This is a genomic window from Citrobacter sp. JUb117, assembly GCF_024809055.1.
GTDB lineage: Bacteria > Pseudomonadota > Gammaproteobacteria > Enterobacterales > Enterobacteriaceae > Citrobacter > Citrobacter gillenii.
The window spans coordinates 40,026-61,067 of the sequence record NZ_JANUFB010000013.1 but is presented as its reverse complement, the minus strand read 5'-3'; the positions used below and the strand labels follow the sequence as shown (position 1 = coordinate 61,067).

At 56.6% G+C, this 21,042-nt stretch carries 15 protein-coding genes; 5 read left to right on the top strand and 10 right to left on the bottom strand.

Translation table 11 applies throughout. The features are described from left to right. Positions 1-189: 189 nt before the first annotated feature. Positions 190-1,581 carry a NarK family nitrate/nitrite MFS transporter gene (locus M2374_RS21350; protein WP_259156005.1) on the bottom strand — a complete coding sequence of 464 codons (1,392 nt, stop codon included), beginning with the start codon at positions 1,579-1,581 and terminating at the stop codon, positions 190-192. A gap of 339 nt (positions 1,582-1,920) precedes the next feature. Here M2374_RS21350 and narX point away from each other — a divergent pair, with 339 nt between their 5' ends. Continuing rightward, complete coding sequence (gene narX, locus M2374_RS21345) at positions 1,921-3,717, top strand: nitrate/nitrite two-component system sensor histidine kinase NarX (RefSeq protein WP_117342901.1); 1,797 nt, start codon at positions 1,921-1,923, stop codon at positions 3,715-3,717. Continuing rightward, positions 3,710-4,360, top strand: a complete 651-nt coding sequence (gene narL / locus M2374_RS21340; protein WP_003020756.1) for a two-component system response regulator NarL — start codon at positions 3,710-3,712, stop codon at positions 4,358-4,360. The genes narX and narL overlap by 8 nt, the downstream gene beginning before the upstream one ends. 19 nt (positions 4,361-4,379) lie before the next feature. Here the strand turns inward: narL and M2374_RS21335 are convergent, their stop codons facing one another. The 7 genes from M2374_RS21335 to nasR all read right to left on the bottom strand — a co-directional run bounded on the left by M2374_RS21335 (position 4,380) and on the right by nasR (position 16,885). After that, positions 4,380-5,765 (bottom strand): YchO/YchP family invasin, encoded by a 1,386-nt coding sequence (locus M2374_RS21335; RefSeq protein WP_181695540.1) that lies wholly within the window; start codon positions 5,763-5,765, stop codon positions 4,380-4,382. A gap of 103 nt (positions 5,766-5,868) precedes the next feature. Next, positions 5,869-8,469, bottom strand: a complete 2,601-nt coding sequence (locus tag M2374_RS21330) for a nitrate reductase (protein WP_181689035.1) — start codon at positions 8,467-8,469, stop codon at positions 5,869-5,871. Then, the gene (gene nirB, locus M2374_RS21325; protein WP_181689034.1) at positions 8,466-12,533 is read right to left on the bottom strand and encodes a nitrite reductase large subunit NirB; all 4,068 of its coding nucleotides are present in this window, start codon (positions 12,531-12,533) and stop codon (positions 8,466-8,468) included. Before nirB ends, M2374_RS21330 begins: the two co-directional genes overlap by 4 nt. Before the next feature lie 9 nt (positions 12,534-12,542). Further along, positions 12,543-13,331, bottom strand: coding sequence for an ABC transporter ATP-binding protein (locus tag M2374_RS21320; RefSeq protein ID WP_115258295.1), 789 nt, complete (start codon positions 13,329-13,331; stop codon positions 12,543-12,545). Positions 13,332-13,340: 9 nt separating this feature from the next. Further along, positions 13,341-14,216, bottom strand: a complete 876-nt coding sequence (gene ntrB / locus M2374_RS21315; RefSeq protein WP_117342905.1) for a nitrate ABC transporter permease — start codon at positions 14,214-14,216, stop codon at positions 13,341-13,343. A gap of 1 nt (position 14,217) precedes the next feature. Further along, positions 14,218-15,477 carry a CmpA/NrtA family ABC transporter substrate-binding protein gene (locus M2374_RS21310; protein WP_181689033.1) on the bottom strand — a complete coding sequence of 420 codons (1,260 nt, stop codon included), beginning with the start codon at positions 15,475-15,477 and terminating at the stop codon, positions 14,218-14,220. 226 nt (positions 15,478-15,703) lie between these two features. Next, the gene (gene nasR / locus M2374_RS21305; protein WP_117342907.1) at positions 15,704-16,885 is read right to left on the bottom strand and encodes a nitrate regulatory protein NasR; all 1,182 of its coding nucleotides are present in this window, start codon (positions 16,883-16,885) and stop codon (positions 15,704-15,706) included. A 73-nt stretch (positions 16,886-16,958) separates the two neighbouring features. Here nasR and M2374_RS21300 point away from each other — a divergent pair, with 73 nt between their 5' ends. Both M2374_RS21300 and M2374_RS21295 read left to right on the top strand, forming a co-directional pair. After that, positions 16,959-17,312 (top strand): DsrE/DsrF/TusD sulfur relay family protein, encoded by a 354-nt coding sequence (locus M2374_RS21300; protein ID WP_096756774.1) that lies wholly within the window; start codon positions 16,959-16,961, stop codon positions 17,310-17,312. A 263-nt stretch (positions 17,313-17,575) separates the two neighbouring features. After that, a complete protein-coding gene (locus M2374_RS21295; RefSeq protein WP_096756773.1) occupies positions 17,576-17,821 on the top strand; it encodes a DUF1883 domain-containing protein in 246 nt (81 codons plus the stop codon). A gap of 47 nt (positions 17,822-17,868) precedes the next feature. Here the strand turns inward: M2374_RS21295 and M2374_RS21290 are convergent, their stop codons facing one another. Next, a complete protein-coding gene (locus tag M2374_RS21290; protein ID WP_137361821.1) occupies positions 17,869-18,564 on the bottom strand; it encodes a gamma-glutamylcyclotransferase in 696 nt (231 codons plus the stop codon). Between the two features lie 398 nt (positions 18,565-18,962). Here M2374_RS21290 and chaA point away from each other — a divergent pair, with 398 nt between their 5' ends. Next, positions 18,963-20,063, top strand: a complete 1,101-nt coding sequence (chaA, locus tag M2374_RS21285) for a sodium-potassium/proton antiporter ChaA (protein WP_115258290.1) — start codon at positions 18,963-18,965, stop codon at positions 20,061-20,063. A gap of 105 nt (positions 20,064-20,168) precedes the next feature. On the opposite strand, the gene kdsA is transcribed toward chaA, so the two are convergent. After that, positions 20,169-21,023 (bottom strand): 3-deoxy-8-phosphooctulonate synthase, encoded by an 855-nt coding sequence (gene kdsA / locus M2374_RS21280; protein ID WP_096756770.1) that lies wholly within the window; start codon positions 21,021-21,023, stop codon positions 20,169-20,171. Positions 21,024-21,042: the final 19 nt, after the last annotated feature.

Genomic DNA, 21,042 nt, shown 5'->3' with positions numbered 1-21,042 from the left:
TAACTAATTACAGACAAAAAAAAGCGCGGTCTAACACCGCGCAAAGGATAATCAACCTACACGTCATCCTTCAAACTGCTTCCGCGTTGGCTGTGCTCGTTCTCCCCAGTCACTGACTTGAGTATGCTCCTGGGGATTTCTCACTTGCCGCCGTGATGCAGTTTGAGTGATTTTGTGTACATTACTTTTTTATTTTTTAGAATGACGTCCGTATACCACCCAAGTGATGACCACGCAGGCGACATAGAAGATCAGGAACACTTTCATCGCATCCACCGGCGAACCGGTTAACGCCAGCGACGTACCAAACGCTTTAGGAATAAAGAAACCGCCAATCGCGCCGATGGCTGAGATAAAGCCCAGTGCTGCCGCCGTGTCGGTTGCCGCTTCACGCATCGCTTTCTCTTCGGAGCCACCTTCGGCTTTCACTCGGTCCATCGTCAGTTTACGGAAGATCACTGAGATCATCTGGAAGGTAGAACCACTACCCAACCCAGCCGTCAGGAACAGCGCCAGGAACACCGCAAAGAAGGCGATAAAGTTGCCACCCTCACCGTTTGTTGGCAGCGTAAGGAACAGCAAGGCGCTGAAAATGGCCATCAGGACAAAGTTCACCAACGTCACGCGCGTCCCGCCCAGTCGGTCAGAAATTGCCCCACCAGCAGAACGAGCCAGGGCGCCAATCAGCGGACCAAAGAAGGCATAATGCAGGATCTGCACCTCAGGGAACTGCGTTTTTGACAGCATGGCAAAACCGGCAGAGAAGCCGATAAAGGAGCCGAAGGTTGCCAGATACAGCAGACTCATAATCCACAGATGTCCGCGTTTCAGCACCGGTAATTGCTCTTTCAGTGACGCTTTAGAGGTTGCCAGTTCGTTCATACCAAACCACGCAGCCAGCGTCAGCACCGCCAGGAACGGTACCCAAATCCACGCGGCGTTGGCCAGATACAGTTGCGTGCCATCCGGTTGTTCAACGCCGTGGCTACCGAATGCCGCGAAGATAGACAAGGAGACCACCAGCGGCGCAAGCAACTGCATCACGCTGACGCCCATGTTACCCAGACCGCCGTTCAGCCCCAGTGCACCGCCCTGTTTATGTTTCGGGAAGAAGAAACTGATGTTAGCCATGCTGGAAGCAAAGTTTGCCCCGGCAAAACCGCACAGCAGAGAGATGATAATAAACGTGCTAAACGGCGTGGTGGTATCTTGCACGGCAAAACCTAACCATACGCAAGGAATGATCAGGATACCGGTGCTGAATGCCGTCCAGCGACGTCCGCCAAACAGAGGAACCATAAAGGAGTACGGAACACGCAGCAGCGCACCGGAAACCGACGGTAATGCCGTCAGCATGAACAGCTGCTCGGTGGTAAAGTCAAAGCCAACCTTCGGTAAGTTCACCGCTACGGCGCTAAATAACATCCATACGCAAAATGCCAGCAGCAGACAAGGGACGGAAATCCACAAGTTGCGGCTGGCAATACGATGACCTCTTTGTTGCCAAAAGGCGGGATCTTCCGGCCGCCATTCTGTAATTACAGATCCAGATGCCCTTTCCGGGGCAGATGAGTGACTCATAGACACCTCTGATACTTGTTTCGATGCCTGCAACATTAGGGTTTACAGCGAGAGGTAAGTTGATATAAATCAAAGGAAAAGATGTCATTATTAGTGCTTAAAATTTATCATTACCCCAAATGAGTACATAACATCGCTAAAAAAGATGTGGTTTTTCACGCTTCTGTCGCCCCCTACTCCCCGCAGCCGGGGATCTCTCCCACCTGCGGCAATTAAGGGGTAGCCCGTTTGAGGTATGGGTATACTCCAGTGTATGGCTGAGAATAACGCCACTGCTTGCAGCAGCATCGTCATTCATAAGGTTTTCGCTACAACGAAATCCTGAAGGAAGAAGTCACCATGTTAAAACGTTGTCTCTCTCCGCTTACGCTGGTCAACCAGGTGGCGCTGATTGTTTTACTGTCCACCGCAATCGGCGTGGCAGGTATGGCCGTCTCCGGCTGGTTGGTTCAGGGCGTTCAGGGCAGCGCGCATGCGATTAACAAAGCCGGCTCCCTGCGTATGCAGAGCTATCGTCTGCTGGCAGCGGTTCCGCTGGATGCCAATGACCAGCCGCTGCTGGAAGAGATGGAAAGAACGGCCTTCAGCCCGGAACTCACGCGCGCCGCTAAGCGCGACGGACAACAGGCGCAGCTGAAGGCGTTACAGGATTACTGGCATACCGAACTGGCGCCAGGGCTATCACATGCACAAAACGCGGACGCCGTTGCCGAGGACGTTACGCAGTTTGTGGCAGGACTGGATAAGCTGGTGACCGCCTTTGACCACACCACGGAATTGCGTATTGAGCGCGTGGTGATGCTGCATCGTCTGATGGCCGTGTTTATGGCACTGCTGCTGGTTTTCACCATTATCTGGCTGCGTGTTCGTCTGCTGGAACCGTGGAAACAGCTGCTGTCGATGGCGCGAGCCGTCAGCCAACGTGATTTTACCCAGCGCGCATGCATTAGCGGGCGTAATGAAATGGCGGCCCTGGGATCGGCACTGAACAATATGTCAGAAGAGCTGGCAGAAAGTTACGCGGTACTGGAACAGCGGGTGCAGGAGAAAACCGCCGGTCTGGAGCATAAAAACCAGATCCTCTCCTTCCTGTGGCAAGCCAACCGCCGTCTGCACTCTCAGGTACCACTGTGTGAACGTCTTTCCCCGGTACTCAACGGGCTACAAAATTTAACGCTGTTGCATGATATCGAACTGCGGGTGTACGACCTGGAAGATGAAGATAATCACCAGGAGTTTACCTGTCAGTCGAACGTCAGCTGTGATGAAAAAGGGTGTCATCTGTGTCCGCGCGGCACGCTGCCCGCCATTGACGGCGGAATCACACTGAAATGGCGACTGACCGATGCGCATACTCAGTATGGTATTCTGCTGGCCACGTTGCCGCACGGACGTCATCTTAGCCACGACCAGCAGCAACTGGTTGATACCCTGGTTGAACAACTGACCGCGACGCTGGCGCTGGACAGGCAGCAGGAGCGTCAGCAGCAGTTGATTGTGATGGAAGAGCGTGCCACCATTGCACGCGAACTGCATGATTCTATTGCACAATCGCTTTCTTGTATGAAGATGCAGGTCAGCTGTTTGCAAATGCAAGGCGAGGCGCTGCCGGAAAACTGCCGCGACCTGTTGAGTCAAATTCGTAATGAACTGAACACGTCCTGGGTGCAGTTGCGTGAGCTGTTAACCACTTTCCGTTTGCAGTTAACGGAGCCTGGATTGCGCCCAGCGCTGGAAGCCAGCTGCCTGGAATACAGCGCCCGATTTGGTTTTACGGTGAAGCTGGATTACCAGCTGCCACCGCGTCTGGTGCCTTCGCACCAGGCTATTCACCTGTTGCAAATTGCCCGTGAAGCCCTGAGTAATGCCCTGAAACACTCTCACGCCGATGACGTTGTGGTGACGGTGGTGCAAAATGGCAAGCAGGTCAAACTGACAGTGCAAGATAACGGCTGCGGCGTACCGGAAAACGCCGAACGCAGTAACCACTACGGCATGATTATTATGCGCGATCGTGCGCAAAGCTTGCGCGGCGATTGCCGTGTACGCCGTCGCGAGACTGGCGGTACTGAAGTTGCTGTCACTTTCATTCCCGAAACAAACTTCACAGAAGTCCAAGGAGATACCCATGAGTAATCTGGAACCGGCAACCATCCTGTTGATCGATGATCATCCGATGTTGCGAACCGGTGTAAAACAGCTTGTCAGTATGGCGCCCGATATTACCGTGGTCGGCGAAGCCAGTAATGGCGAGCAGGGTATCGAGCTGGCTGAGTCTCTTGATCCCGATCTGATCCTGTTGGATCTCAATATGCCCGGTATGAACGGTCTGGAAACGCTCGATAAGCTGCGCGAAAAATCCCTGTCCGGCCGCATCGTCGTATTCAGCGTCTCCAATCATGAAGAAGACGTGGTCACCGCCCTGAAACGCGGCGCGGATGGTTATTTGTTGAAAGACATGGAACCGGAAGATTTGCTGAAGGCATTACAGCAAGCGGCCGCCGGTGAAATGGTGCTTAGCGAAGCTTTAACACCCGTACTGGCCGCCAGCCTGCGTGCTAATCGTGCCACCTCAGACCGCGATGTCACCCAGCTCACGCCGCGCGAACGCGACATCCTGAAACTGATTGCCCAGGGCCTGCCTAACAAGATGATTGCCCGCCGTCTGGATATCACCGAAAGCACGGTCAAAGTCCACGTGAAGCATATGCTGAAGAAAATGAAGCTCAAATCACGCGTAGAAGCCGCGGTATGGGTGCATCAGGAACGCATTTTCTAATTTTTAATGCTGCTTATCGTTAACGAGGATCATTTTCCGACACCGCGCTAAACGGTTCGGTCAGTGATAGCGTGATCTCATTGGAAGAGACACGCTGACCCTGTTCGTCTTCCACCACCACCGACAGCCGCCAGCGGTTTGTTGCCCCGTCACTGCTGTCCCACTTTGGCATAATAATCGTCCAGCCTTCTGCACTCCGGGTAGTTGTTCCCGCCGTCAAACTCAGCGCTTGCGTATCCCCCTGCCACGTCAGGTGGCGAATACCGTGTAGACTGCGCACCTCCAGCTTCAGCGCTACAGACTCGCCAGGCGTGAGATCCCACGGCGGAGTTGCCAGAAACACAGCCAGGGTTTTGCGCTGGCGATATTCCATCGTCGGCAGATTGTTACGCTGTGGTAAGTCATAACGACTCCCGCGCAAGGACTGACTGCCAGCCACTTCGCTGACCATCAACTGTTTTTTTAACGGCACGCCAAAGCGATAGTTAAGCTTTACGCCGACGCTGTTCTGGCTGACCCCGCTTTCACCCTGCTTATGCTGCGCGGTCACCGTCACCAGCGGCACCGGCGTGTAGCTCAGCCCCAGCTTGACCGCCACCGGATTATGGTAGCCGGTTCCGGAATGAAACAGATCGACCTGGTCGCCAAAGTATTGCTCCACGCTAACGCTGGTATTGAGATGTTCATAAAACGGGACCCGCATCAGGGCAGTAAGATCGTATCCCCGCGCCATGCGCTGCACCTGCGTCGCAGAACGTTCCTGCCAGGACGAGAACGGCTGGTAATAATTGGCGGATAAGCGCAGATACTCGCCCCACGCTTCAGCACCCACGCCACCGCGCGGCAGGTTTTCATCCAGCAGAGTGTCATAAAAGGTGTTGTAACCTAACAACCAGCCGTTGCGTACCCAGCGCTGCCCGATGCCCAGATTACTGACCAGCCCCTCATCTTGCTGGGTTATCCCCATCTGGCTCCAGGTTAGGTAACGTTGATTATCCTGCCAGGGAATAAACCAGCTTCCCCGGCTGCCGGTAAAGCGACCCTCGTTATCCACCTGTAGCCCAACGCTGGCATTACCCCAGGGAGAAAGCAACGACTCCAGTTGTTGATTCACCTGCTCACTGACCGTGTCACGCACCTGGCCAAACGCAAACTGCTTCGCCTGTTCACCGGTATCAAGACCATTATCGGTCATGCTGGCTTCGCCAAACGCTTTGACCATTTCGGCAAAATGCTTTTCACCGGCCCGGGACTCCGCTGCCATGCCAAGATCGGGTAAGCCATCATGATTGTTGTCAAACGGGTTGGCGGCCTGCTGGATAAACGAAGACTGCGCGCTGGCAGTACCGCCTGCCAGCGGCAAGAGTAGGAGGATACTACGTGTACAACTGAAAAAACGGCTCAAATCGTCGGTGGCTTTTACATCATTAAAATCAGGTCTCTCGACCGTTAACCATACCTTTCAGGCCAGCAATTTGCAGCCTTTTCTCAAATTTTCAGGAATATCCTTACTCTTTAAGCGTTACCGTTTGTTTCAGTAAGGCACGCAACTCCGGGATGCACGACCCACAGTTGCTGCCGCAGCGCAGCTGTTGTCCCAACGTCTGAACCGAATGGCAACCGTCGGTGATCGCCCGGACGATCGCCGTTTCACCTACGCTGAAACAGCTGCACACTATCGCCCCCTCGTCAGGCGCTATACCTGCGGGTTTGCCGCTCAGCAGCGCATGGCGTATTTCAGCATTGTCTGGCGCTCGCACAAACGCGGCGAGAATAGTGACGGTGTCAATCTCAGGCTGCGTCGCCGCCGACCAGAATCCCAGCATCAGTTGCCCCTCCCGCCAGGCCAGGATATTCAGCCCCTGGCCCCAGTGCGCCTGCTGGATTTGCCAGCCTTGTGCCGTGCAGTACTGGCATAGCCAGCTGGCGAATTCCCTGTCACCCGCCAGGGTATAGCGAAAAACCGTGTCCGCCGCTTTGCGCCACCAATGGACAAAACCGGGCAGTGTTAATTGATGGCGGCTAAACATCTCCCCCTGCCATTGCGGCTGCCAGGGCATGATACGCACCGCCGTCTGTTTACTTTCTGGCTGTCCGGAATGGGGATCGCACACCGGCGCGACCAGCGCGTTTACCCGGCCCTGACGGGCAAAGCTGTTGTTCCAGTGCATCGAGGTAAACGCGCTGCCCGCCCGCTGACCTGGCTGGATTGCCACCCTGCCCACCATCAGCCCGCGCGGGGAACTGATACGACACAGCGCTCGCCCGGTCAGCTGAAATCGTACGGCGTCCTCGGTTGACACCTCGACCAGCGGTTCGCTGATGTGCTGCATCAGGCGCGAAACGGTGCCGGTGCGGGTCATGGTGTGCCACTGGTCACGGATACGCCCGCTGTTTAACACCAGCGGATAGAGCGCATCACAGGCGGTTGTCATCCCCTGCGGCGTGACCGGCACCAGCCGCAAACGCTGGTTCGCGTGCCAGCCCTGCCAGAGGTTTAGCGGCGCTAGACATCGACTGACCGGCCAGCGAACCGGGGTCATGTCTTCCCACTGCGCGTACGTCATTTCGGCCAGGGCACCAATATCAAAGGCGCGTTCCCCATTATTTTCAAAACCGGAAAGCGCCGCATGTTCACAGAAGACCTCCCACGCGTTTTGCCAGCTAAACGCCCCGGCATACCCCAACTGTTTAGCCATCTGGGCGATAATCCACCAGTCTGCACGCGCCTCACCGGGAGAGTACAAAAAGGCGCGCTGGCGAGAAATGCGCCGCTCTGAATTGGTCACCGTACCATTCTTCTCTCCCCAGGCCTGCGCCGGAAAGCGAATGTGGGCATAGCGACTGGTATCGGTGTCGGCCACCACCTCGGAGACAATGACCAGCGGGCAGGCCGCCAGCGCCTGACACACAGCATGGCTGTCCGGTAACGATACCGCCGGGTTAGTCCCCATGATCCACACCGCTTTAATCTCGCCGTTGCCAATAGCCTCGAACAGCTCGACCGCCATCAACCCCGGCGTTTGTGCCAGCCGCTCAGCGCCCCAGAAGCGGGCCACGCGCGACAGGTCCTGCGGGTCAAAACTCATCTGTGCTGCCAACTGCGTCGCCAGCCCGCCTACCTCGCGACCGCCCATCGCGTTTGGCTGTCCGGTCAGCGAAAATGGCCCGCACCCGGCGCGGGCGTATTTACCGCTGGCCAAGTGGACGTTGATGATCGCATTGCATTTATCGCTGCCGCTGGCGGACTGGTTAATGCCCATGGTGTACAGCGTGACGGCCTTTGGCGCATACATAAACGCGTCATAAAACGCGGTGACTTCCGCCACCTCCAGCCCACAAAACTCCGCCACCCGCGCCACGTCCCAGTCACGCGCGATAGCCAACGTTTCCGTTGCCCCGTCAAAATCCCCCAGCGCTGCACCGTCGGTGGCAATTCTGTTGAGCAAACCCACAAACAGCCCACCGTCGCTGCCAGGCAGCAGCGGCAGATGCAGATCCGCAATATCACAGGTGGCAGTACGTCGGGGATCGATAACCACCACCTTCAACAATGGATTAGTTTGTCGTGCCTGCACCAGCCGTTGGTACAGCACTGGATGCGTCCACGCGGCATTCGATCCCACCAGCACCACCAGATCGCTACACTCGATATCTTCATAGCTGCAGGGCACCACGTCGGCACCCAGCGCCCGCTTATAGCCGGTCACCGCCGACGACATGCAAAGCCGCGAGTTGGTATCGATATTGGCCGCACCGATAAAACCTTTCATCAGCTTGTTGGCCGCGTAGTAATCTTCCGTCAGTAGCTGACCGGAAGCGTAAAAGGCCACCGCCTGCGGGCCGTGCTGGGCGATAATGCTGCGCAGACGCGTGCCTGCGGTTTCCAGCGCCTGCGACCAACTGACCTTCGCCCCGTCAACCGTCGGCTGTAACAATCTGCCGCTCAGCCCGGTGGTTTCCGCCAGCGCCGCGCCTTTGACGCACAGGCGACCAAAGTTTGCCGGATGGTCAGGATCGCCCCGGACGTTAACGCCTTTTTCGCTCACCTGGGCGATCACCCCACAGCCGACGCCGCAGTAGGGACATGTGGTACGTATCTCACTCATGAGGCCTCCGCGCGCAGAATCAATGCCTGATTGCCCACCCACACTTTTCCATCCACCACTTTCACCGGCCAGGCGCGTACCGCCTGCTCGCCGCTGTCATACTGGCGACCATCACGCAGGCGAATGCGCTGTTTATACAGCGGCGAAATCACAACAGGCTCACCGGCCACATCCCCCAAAATGCCGCGCGAAAGTACCTGAGCGTCACTGCCGGGTTCACGATTATCCAGCGCATAAATCGACTGACCAAAACGGAAGAGTGCGATTTGCAGGTCACCCAGTAGGGCACCAATCCCTGCCTGTTCCGGGATCGCCTCAAGCGGGCAGATCGCCTGCCAGGGTTTCACCGGTAATGTCTCACGAGCATGGCGTACAGGAGGGGCCAACTGCGGCTGGCCGCGTAAGGCTTGACGCGCGATGGCGTCATCCGGGGCATCGCTGTTGACGTAAGAGCGAAACAGCGCCAGACGTTGCGGACTGCTGAGCGTGGTTTGCCACTCGCACTGGTAGCTTTCCACTACCCGCGCCATCTCTTGTTCCAACTCGCTGGCAATACCTAAGCTATCGTCCATGATCACCTCGCGCAGGTAATCAATACCGCCCTCGAGATTGTCCATCCAGGTACTGGTACGCTGCAGGCGGTCCGCGGTGCGGATGTAGAACATCAGGAAACGATCGATGGTCTGAATCAGCGTGGCATCATCCAGATCGCTGGCAAACAGATCGGCATGGCGCGGCTTCATGCCGCCGTTGCCGCACAAATACAGGTTCCAGCCTTTATCCGTGGCAATGACGCCGACATCTTTCCCTTGGGCTTCGGCACACTCGCGGGTACAGCCGGAAACCGCCATTTTGATTTTGTGCGGTGCGCGCAGGCCCTTGTAGCGATTCTCCAGCGTGACCGCCAGTCCGGTTGAGTCTTGAACACCGTAGCGACACCAGGTTGAGCCGACACAGGACTTCACCGTACGCAGCGACTTCCCGTAAGCATGCCCGGTCTCGAACCCCGCCTCGACCAGCTCGCGCCAGATATCGGGCAACTGTTCAAGCCGCGCACCGAAGAGATCAACCCGCTGCCCGCCGGTAATTTTGCTGTACAACTGGTAGCGTTTAGCAATCTGACCAAGGGCAATCAGGCCATCCGGCGTCACTTCCCCCGCCGGCATGCGCGGGACCACCGAATACGATCCGTCTTTTTGAATGTTGGCAAAATAGCGATCGTTCGTGTCCTGCAACGGCAGATGCGCAGGTTTAAGCAGATACTCATTCCAGCAGGAGGCCAGCACCGACCCCACCAGCGGTTTACAAATTTCACAGCCGTGCCCGTGTCCATAGCGGGCAATCAACTGTTCGAAAGTGTGAATATGATTCACCCGCACCAGATGATAGATTTCCTGACGCGACCAGGGAAAGTGTTCACAGATATCCTTTTTGACCTCCACACCCTGCGCAGCCAGCTGATGATCCATCACCTGTTTGACCAGTGCGCTGCACCCGCCACAGCCGGTTGCCGCTTTGGTACACTGTTTTATTGCACCGATATCCGTCGCCCCAGCGCTGACCGCCCGGCAGATATCGGCCTTGCTGACGTTATGACAAGAACAAATCTGTGCGGTGTCAGGGAGTGCCGCCACCCCAAGCACTTTCGGTGCGCTACCCGCCACGGCAGGCAGGATCAGCAATTCCGGCTGCGCGGGCAGCACCAGTCCGTTCAACATCATTTGTAGTAGCGTGGTATAGTCACTGGCATCGCCCACCAACACGCCGCCCAGCAGCGTTTTGCCGTCGGCGCTGACGACGATTTTCTTGTAGATTTGCTGCGGGCCGTGGGTCCACTGATAGCTTTGCGCCCCCGGCGTGCGCGCCTGCGCATCACCAAATGACGCCACATCAACGCCGAGCAGCTTGAGCTTAGTGCTCATGTCCGCCCCGCCAAAACTGGCCTCTTCCCCGGCCAGCCGCGCGGCGGCAACGCGCGCCATCTGATAGCCCGGCGCCACCAGTCCAAATATCCGCCCTTCCCACAGCGCGCACTCGCCAATGGCGTAAATGGCATCATCTGACGTGCGGCAGTGGCTATCAATGCTTATTCCACCGCGATCGCCGAGGTGTAAGCCACTGCTGCGAGCCAGCGTATCCTGCGGGCGGATACCGGCGGAAAACACCACCAGATCGGTGTCCAGCCGCTCTCCGTCGGCAAAATGCAGCACCAGGCCGTCTGGCGTACGCTCAATTTCGCGGGTGGATTTTGCGGTATGCACCCCCACCCCCAGCGCCTCAATTTTTTCGCGCAGCATAGCGGCGCCGGCATTATCCAGTTGCACCGCCATCAGGTTCGCGGCGAATTCAACGACATGGGTTTCCAGCCCAAGCTGGCGCAGCGCATTGGCCGCCTCCAGCCCAAGCAGCCCACCGCCAATCACCACCCCACGCCGGGCATTTTTCGCTTTTTCCGCAATGGCATCGAGATCGTCGAGCGTACGGTAAACAAAACAATCCGCGGAATCACCGCCTTTTACCGGCGGCACAAACGGGTACGATCCGGTGGCCAGCACCAGCGCATCCCAGTGGGTTTCATGGCCGCTGGCGGTACGGATAACCCGAGCTTCACGGTCGATTTGCGTCACACACTGCGCAAGACGCAGCTCGATACCGTGACGCGCAAAGAAGTCCTCGTCCACCAGTGACAGCGACTGCGCGCTGCGCCCGGCGAAATACTCGGAAAGATGTACCCGATCATAGGCGGCATAACGTTCTTCGCCGAACACCACGATGTGATACTGCATATGCAGGTTGCGGCTTACGCATTGCTCGAGAAAATGGTGGCCAACCATACCGTGTCCCACAACAGCCAGCGTCGGTTTTGTCATCGTCATCAGTCCTGCAGCCGGTGGCTGCGTATCAAAGCGGTCAAATAGCCAGGCGGAATTTGCCGGCGCGTGTGCATCCAGCAAGTCGGTGAGCGGCGCAGCGCTGCGGCAATTGCCCATTAACAGCACGCCATGGAGTTTTCCGTCGCGAATCAGCAGACGGCGGTAGTGTCCGCTGAGCGGATCCCAGCTACTCAACGCGGTATCCGTGGGTTCGGCGTCCGTTACCCCAGCGCTGAACAGTTCGATTCCCGTCACCTTCAGGCGCGTGCCGCGATCATGCCAACGAAATCCCTCGCCGTTCTGGCCTGCCAGGCGTGCAGCCAGCACCTCGGCCTGCTGCAGGCACGGTGCCACCAGCCCCCAGGTCTGGCCGTTAATTTCACAACACTCGCCCACCGCGCTGATGCCTGCGACGGTGGTACGCAGTTGTGCGTCCACCACGATCCCCCGTTGGCAGCTCACACCGCTCTCCTGCGCCAGGTGGATATTCGGTTTGACGCCGGTCGCCATCACCACCCGCTGCGCGGCCAACTGCTCACCATCCAGCAATGTGACGCGATCTCCTTCAATGCACGTAATCCCGGAATTGAGTACGCAGCGAATACCGCGCGCTGTCAGCTGGGCCAGCAACAGATCGCTGGCCTGCCGATCCAGCTGGTGCTCCATCAGACGTTCGGCGCGATGAATTAACGTGACGTTGTCACAGTTTAGCCGTAGCGCTGCCGCTGCCTCCACGCCGAGTACGCCGCCGCCAAGCACCACCACCGGACCTGGTTGTTGCAAGATGGCCTCCACATCCGCCATCGTGCGAAACGCGTGCACATGCGCCTGTTCACCGCCAGGAATTGGCGGAATAAACGGCACCGAGCCGGTGGCAAAAACCAGCTCATCCCACTCAAGGATGCGCGTGCAGGTCGTCAGCCGGCGGCGAGTCGCATCAACGGCCAGCACGCGTTCCCCGCTCAGCACCGTGACGCCGTGGTCGGTATACCACTGGCGCGGATGAAGTAGCGTGTGGGCAAACGTCTTCTCCCCACCCAGCACCGGTGATAGCTGGATGCGGTTATAGGCCAGCTGCGGTTCCTCACCGATAAGCGTGATCGCGATGTCGCTGCACTTGTACGCCAGCAGCGCCTCGGTCAGGCGCGTCGCCGCCATGCCGTGCCCCACAATGACCAGTCGTTGCGTCATATCGCCCCCTTACGCCGCCTTCGGCTGTTTCTCATACAGGAAGTGGAGGATGCGTTGCCGCAGGTGGTGATAACGGCTGTCATCCGCCAACTGGACGCGGTTACGCGGGCGCGGCAGATTTACCGCCAGAATCTCGCCCACCGTGGCCGCCGGGCCATTGGTCATCATCATCACCCGATCAGAGAGCAGCACCGCCTCATCGACGTCATGGGTAATCAGCACAATGGTGGTGTTCAGCGATTGCTGGATCTGCATCACCGTGTCCTGCAAATGTGCTCTGGTGAGTGCATCCAGCGCGCCAAACGGTTCATCCATCAGCAGCACTTTGGGTTTCATGGCCAGCGCACGGGCAATACCCACTCGCTGCTTCATGCCGCCGGAAACCTCGCCTGGATGTTTGTGCATCGCGTGGCCCATCTGCACCCGTTCAAGATTGTGCGCAATCCACTCGCGCCGCTCGGCCTTGTTCATGGTGCGGCGAAAGACCTGATCGACCGCCAGCGCCACGTTGTCAAAGCAACTCAGCCACGGCAGCAATGAATGGTTCTGGAATACAACCGCCCGCTCCGGCCCCGGCCCGGCAATTTCGCGGTTATCGCAAAGCAGGCCGCCTTCAGTGGGTAACGTGATGCCCGCGATCAGATTCAGCAACGTCGATTTCCCGCAGCCGGAATGACCAATCAGGCTGACCGTTTCCCCTTCATGGATATCAAACGAGACGTTTTGCAGCGCCAGAAACTCGCCGCTGGCGGTGGAAAAACGTTGGCTCACTGCCTGTACCTGAATAATGGGTTTCATGCTGTCTCCTTATTTTTCCTGCCAGCTAAAACGACGGGCGACCCGCATCAGCCCCTGCTCAAGCAGCAGGCCCACGACGCCAATAATGACAATGGCGATAAGAATGTTTTCGACGTTGAGGTTGTTCCACTCATTCCAGATCCAAAAGCCAATGCCCAGTCCACCGGTGAGCATTTCGGCGGCCACAATCACCAGCCAGGCAATACCGATAGACAGGCGCATGCCGGTGAGGATCGCAGGCAGTACCGCGGGAAAAAGAATGCGGCGCATCACCGTCCACTCGGAGAGTTGGAGCACACGGGCGACGTTGAGATAATCGTCAGGAATTCTGCGCACCCCTTCGGCGGTGTTGATCACCATCGGCCAGATGGAGCAGATAAAAATAGTCCAGCTGGAGGCCGGTTCCGCCTTTTGAAACAGCAGCAACCCAATGGGCAGCCAGGCCAACGGGCTGACCGGGCGCAGCAGCGCGACCAGCGGTGAAAACATGTGTGAGGCGAAGGTAAATCGGCCAATCAGAAATCCGAGCGGGATGCCGACTAGCGCCGCGAGGCCAAAACCAATGGCCACCCGCTGCAATGACGCCAGCACGTTCCAGCCGATGCCCATATCGTTCGGCCCATTGTTATAGAACGGGTCAGCAAACAGCGTTAGCGCCGAGTCCAGCGTGCTGAGCGGCGTCGGAAATCCCTGGCTGTTGATCGCCGCCAGTTGCCAGCACACCACCAGCAGGCCCATCCCCAGCAGCGCGGGCACGGCTCGTCTGACCCACGCGTGCAGCCACAAATAGGCCGGCGTTTTGCGTTTTCTCACCGTCACGGCGGCCAGCGTGATCACCTCACCCACAGCCGGTTCAGGGGTTTTTAGTTGCGTGTTTTGTTTCATCTCAGGCTCCTTTACGGTGGAGGGTAAAGCGGTTGGCATACGCTTCCGGGTCGCGACCGTCCCACACGGTACCGTCCATCAGCGTGCTGGTACGCAGTAGCTGCGCTGGCAGGGTTATGCCGCCTACGGCCGTCGCCGCGTCGCGCCAGATATCAATACGGTTGACCCTGGCCGCAATATCCGCATAGTCCGGTGCCTGCTTAAGCAGCCCCCAGCGGCGGAACTGCGTCAGGAACCACATGCCGTCCGAGTGCCACGGGAAGCTGACTTCTCCGTCACGAAAGAATTGGATCGGGTGCGCGTCCTGCCAGCGATGACCAGCACCGTTGTCGTATTCGCCCAGCATGCGTCCGGTCAGGTACTGTGCTTTGGTATTGAGCCAGGCGCGTCCGGCAAGGATTTGCGCCGTTTCACGTTTGTTGGCCTCGCTGGCGTCAATCCAGCGCGACGCCTCAAGTACGGCGCTTACCAGCGCCCGGGCGGTGTGTGGATGCTTCTCCACCCATTCCCGGCGCGTGCCGAGCACTTTTTCCGGATGATCGGGCCAGATTGCCTGCGAGGTAGCGGCGGTAAATCCGATGCGGTCATTAATGGCCCGCGCATTCCACGGCTCGCCGACGCAGAAACCGCTCATATTGCCGATGCGCATGTTCATCACCATTTGCGGCGGCGGCACCACCACGGTACGGATATCGGTAAACGGATTGATGTCGGCGCTGGCCAGCCAGTAATAGAGCCACATGGCGTGCGTGCCGGTAGGAAAGGTATGCGCGAAGGTGTAGGTTCCTGGCGCCTGCCCGGCAATCAGCTTTTTCAGCGACGGCGCGTCGGCGATCCCCTGCTCCTGCAGCGCAGCAGACAGCGTGATGGCCTGGCCGTTTTGGTTCAGCGTCATCAGATTTGCCATCGCCTGCGGTTTGCTGGCGATGCCCAACTCCAGCCCGTACAAGAGTCCATACAGAACGTGGGCGGCGTCCAGTTCGCCGGAAACCAGTTTGTCACGTACCGCCGCCCAACTGGCCTCTTTGCTGGGCACCAGCGTAATGCCGTACTTTTTATCAAAGCCTTTCAACGCGGCAATCACCAACGGCGCGCAGTCAGTGAGGGGAATGAAGCCCACTCTGACCGTGGTCATTTCTGGCGCGTCAGACCCTGCAGCCCACACCGATGGCATCAGGCCGGAAATCAGGGATGCCCCCCCGATGGCGGCGCTGGCCTGCAGGAATCGCCGCCGCGTTAGCAAAACTGTTCTGTCATCCATACATGCTCCCCATAACAAAAAAAAAGCGCCCGGCAATGCCGAAGCATTGCAGGACGCCTTTATCCTCAAAGCAGACAAACCGCCGTTGGTCTGTTGCTAAACTGTCTGTAGAGATGAATGCAATTCGGATGCCAGAATTTCGCTGGCGCGCTGAGCGGCTTTTACCTCCCGGTGACGTTATTTTGCACCCGAATATGGCAGAGGCTGCTCGTCTGTTGTGCAGCCGCTATCCCTGAATGAGTGATTTCACGGTCAACAGCGCACGGGCGATATCCACCATCCGCTGATTTTTATCCATCGCCATTTTGCGCAGCCGTTGCCAGGCCTGTTCCTCACTCATATTGTGATGATTCATCAGTACACTTTTCGCCTTATCAATCACCTTCCGCTCTTCTAACGTATCCTGTAGCGACGCCAGTTGGCCGCTCATCTGCTCGAGCTGGCGTGCCTGCTGGCGAACCAGCAGCAGAAGCTGTTTGTCGCGACGCAGGCAGAGGTTGTCATCGGCGCTATCATCAAGCCAGTTATCGAGCGGCAGCGCGTTGGCGTCTTCCGCCAGACGCCGCTCAACGGCCTGCATCAGCTCGCCGATCAGCCTCTCCTCCACGTCGCGTAAACGTTCCAGCCGCTGGGTCTGCAACGTAAACCAGCGCAGCGTGCTTTCGCCGTTATCGGCCTGCGGGTGTCGCGTGCAAACCTGTCGACGCAACTGTTCAATCGTGCCAGAGGCTTCACACTGCTGGCGAAAATGCTGCACCAGCGCCGGTGAGGCCAGTGAGCTAAAGGCTTCAAAGCACGGCTGCTGTCCGTCGATCCGATCCACCAGCGCCTGGCGCATAGGCGGCTCAAATTCGCCAAGCGTAAAGCCAATCGCGCCCAATGCCCGCTCTTGCCCCACCAGCTCTTTGCCCTGCATAAAGCTGTACAGGGCCACCATCCCGCGGGCAACGTAGGGGTCATCAATACTGTCATTAAGTTGCGGGACAATACCGAGCACATGCCGCAGCGCACGGTTGTACTGCGCCATGGCCTGTTGCGCATCTAACGCCTGCCCGCTGACCGCTTCACGCAATGCGGGCAACTGCGCCAGGCACCAGACGGTACCGGCAATGCGATGGCATAGCGTGCTGCTGGCCTGCGGCATAAGCTGCGTAAACAGCGCGTGCAGTTGTCGACATTCCTCATCCACCAGTGCGCGGCTGGCACGGACCTCCGGACCGTAAAGTGACCCACGGGAGCACAACCAAATGTTGGATGCACCGCGTTCGCACTGTAGCATATGCACCAGATGGCTAATGCGCGTCACCAGTTGGCCTGACTGCGCCAACTGGCGAAGCTGGGTATTCTCAAGCTGACGTGCGTGGTGAAACCATTGCGTGGCACCGGGGTCTTGCGCATGTGTCATCATCTCTGCTCTCACGGATAACGGGTTTTCCCAAAGAGCTAGCAATATCCATGCCCCCCTGACAACAGGAGTCAAAATGCAAAAGATAGTGATCGTCGCGAACGGTGCGGCCTATGGAAGCGAATCGTTATTTAACAGTCTGCGTCTGGCCATTGCCCTGCGCGAACAGGATGACAGCCTCGATCTGCGACTTTTTTTGATGTCGGACGCGGTAACGGCGGGAATACGCGGGCAGAAGCCGACGGAAGGCTACAATATTCAGCAAATGCTGGAGATCCTGACCGCACAAAATGTGCCGGTGAAACTGTGCAAAACCTGCACCGATGGTCGTGGCATCACCACGCTGCCGTTAATCGACGGCGTTGAAGTCGGGACATTGGTGGAATTAGCCCAGTGGACGCTAGCGGCGGATAAGGTGTTAACCTTCTGATAGACGACTTTTCAGGTAAGCGCACTGAAAGAGCCGGATATTTCCAGATTTAATCTGTCAGGGGCGCGGTTTCGCTAAACGTAAGCACGCCCTTTCAACACTTTTCAGGGATTTTGTCATTTTTGTTTAATCGTTATGCCATTTTTTGATCAAAATCAGCATCCTGTCCCTCCCCCTTTGGTGTTATGCCATGAGTGAAATGTGAACAACATCACGCAGCACTTTCGACAGAAAGTACGTTGTTTTCAAGAATGGGGTGAAAAATGGCATTAGTGAAGGCAAGTTTGAAATTGTTTGGTGGAGATACCGTGGTGGTGCGCTGTTCTGAGCGCTGTCACATTCATCTGATGAGCGAAAAAAATCACGTCAAAGACACGCAGACCGACATTTTAAGCGTGCAGGATCGTGATAACGCATGGTTGACCGTGCCGTATACCGGCACGTGGAATGTTCTGATCGACAGCCACAGCCAGTCGCTGGAACATTCCATCAGTTATATCGCCGCCTGATAGTTAGCTGCCCGAAAGCACTCTCGCTTATCGGGCAGTTCGCCGACTCAGGCAAATCCTGGCCGCATGACCCCTTCCGGTAACACCTCGCCCAGCAGTCGTTTGACCGTGACGATCAGTTCGTTCAGGCAATCATCCTGCATACCTAACCGGGACAGTTCCTGTTCCAGCGAGAACAGATACTGCGCATTGGTTCCCAATGGTCCGCTGGCGGTAGCGATAAGCGGCGCGATCACCTGCGCGCGCGTATCTGCCTCAAACAATGGATGCCGCGGATCCATAATAAAGACCAACGCATTGACCGTCCGCCCGTCATCAAGCGTGAGCTGACACCAGGTCGGAAGATAGCAGCCGGTGATCATTTCGCGCTTCCACAGCAACGTCAACTCTTGCTCCAGCGAGGCGTCCGGTAAGCGGTAGGCTACACCGGTGGTGCGGCCCCCTTCTTTCAGGGCCAGCATCCGTCCAGGCTGACACGCCGTGCCTCGTCCCGCCGTCAGGCGCAGGCAAAATGCCCGGTGCCAGCCGACTAACGTGCCGGTACACGACTCCTCAAACTCTAAGGCCGGGTTCCACATCAACGATCCATAACCAAAGATCCACACCGGTCCATCATCTGGTCGGCAAGCGAGTGTGGCAGCCAGTGAGGCTGCCCGTTGTTCCGCTGACCAGAGTAGTGATTCTTCAATAGCACCAAATGCCGTCTTACAGTCGGCATTCAATAAAAAATCACGCGTTAACACCTTACACCTCCGCCACTGCAACGTCCCTGCGACAACTTTTTGACGCCTTCCGGGCTTTTTTGCTGTTCATTTTGAAACCAATATCAGGACAATAGGCAATTCACTGGCTGCATGCAAGGCAGCAAAGGCTCAACGGCACTTTATATCCTGTACTGATGGCGCGATCGGTACCGACATGTTGCTCATTGTGAGTGTCAATATTTGTGCACCATTAAAACTAACACCTTGTTATTTAAATCGTCTCTAAACAAGATAAATGATTATATTCACTTTGAAGCAAAAAACGGGCCACGCCGTAAAATTACGTAAAAACAGATCGGAAATACCGAGATATCTGTTATTTTTTACATTCTTTAATACATTTATAATTATAAATACCTGCAGAGATGGAGAAGTGAATGACACATGCACATGAGGCGGTAAAAACCCGCCACAAGGAGACCTCGCTCGTCTTCCCGATTTTGGCGCTGGTAGTTCTGTTCTTATGGGGGAGCAGTCAGTCACTACCAGTGGTTATCGGCATTAATGCGCTTGCCCTGGTGGGTATATTAAGCAGTGCATTTAGCGTTGTACGTCACGCAGACGTATTAGCCCACCGACTCGGTGAACCCTATGGTTCCCTGATCCTGAGCCTGTCGGTGGTTATTCTTGAAGTCAGCTTAATTTCTGCATTAATGGCAACGGGCGACGCCGCGCCGACCCTGATGCGCGATACGCTCTATTCAATCATTATGATTGTCACCGGTGGTCTGGTCGGTTTTTCATTACTGTTAGGCGGGCGTAAATTTGCCACCCAGTATATGAATCTGTTTGGTATTAAACAGTATTTGATCGCCCTGTTCCCGCTGGCCATTATTGTGCTGGTGTTCCCGATGGCATTGCCGGGCGCGAATTTCACCACTGCGCAGGCGCTACTGGTGGCGTTAATTTCTGCCGCAATGTACGGCGTATTTCTTCTGATTCAGACAAAAACGCACCAGAGCCTGTTTATTTACGAACACGAAGACGAGGGTGACGACGACGACCCGCACCACGGTAAACCGTCAGCGCACAGTAATATGTGGCATGCGGTTTGGCTTATCGTCCATTTAATTGCGGTTATCGCAGTGACCAAAATGAACGCCAACCCACTGGAGACGCTGTTAACGGAACTGAATGCGCCGGTTGCGTTCACTGGTTTCCTTGTCGCATTGCTGATCCTCTCTCCTGAAGGGCTGGGTGCGCTGAAAGCGGTGCTGAGCAATCAGGTACAGCGTGCGATGAATTTGTTCTTCGGCTCCGTGCTCGCCACCATTTCGCTGACAGTTCCGGTTGTAACGCTGATTGCGTGGGCGACGGGCAACGACCTGGTGTTTGGCTTAGGTTCGCCAGAGATGATTGTGATGGTTTCTTCGTTGGTACTGTGCCAAATTTCCTTCTCGACCGGGCGCACGAACGTGCTTAACGGTGCGGCACATCTGGCACTGTTTATCGCCTATCTGATGACGATCTTTGCTTGATTCATAAAAAAGCCGGATGCGACGCAAAGCGTCATATCCGGCCTACAGTGATTTTTGCGTCGTAGGCCCGATAAGCGTAAGCGCCATCGGGCACACAAGCCAAACTTAGTTCTCAGTATCCAGTTCGTCGAAGCTTTTCACCAGATCATCAACCGCTTTGATCTGGGTGAGGAACTGTTCCAGCTTCGCCAGCGGCAGCGCGGAAGGACCGTCACATTTCGCATTGGCTGGATCCGGATGTGCTTCAATGAACAGACCCGCCAGACCCACCGCCATACCGGCACGCGCCAGTTCAGTCACCTGCGCACGACGACCGCCGCTTGCAGCACCGAACGGGTCGCGGCACTGCAGCGCGTGGGTAACGTCAAAAATAACCGGTGAGTTACCGGAAACTTTCTTCATCACGCCAAAGCCCAGCATATCCACAACCAGGTTGTCGTAACCGAAGTTTGCGCCACGATCGCACAGAATAACCTTGTCGTTGCCACCTTCATGGAATTTATCCACGATATTACCCATTTGACCTGGGCTTACGAACTGCGGTTTTTTGACGTTGATAACGGCACCGGTTTTCGCCATCGCTTCAACCAGATCGGTCTGGCGAGCGAGGAAGGCCGGAAGCTGAATCACGTCCACAACGTCAGCCACAGGCTGCGCCTGGCTGGCTTCATGCACGTCGGTGATCACTTTTACGCCAAAGGTTTGTTTCAGTTCCTGGAAGATTTTCATCCCTTCTTCAAGGCCCGGACCACGATAAGAGTGGATGGAAGAACGGTTGGCTTTATCAAAGGAGGCTTTGAACACGTAAGGGATACCCAGTTTCTGAGTAACGGTTACGTAGTGCTCACAAATGCGCATCGCCAGATCGCGGGATTCCAGCACGTTCATGCCGCCAAACAGCACGAATGGCAGGTCATTTGCCACGTTGATGTCGCCAATGCTAACCACTTTTTGTTTCATAGGATCGCCTTAAACGGTA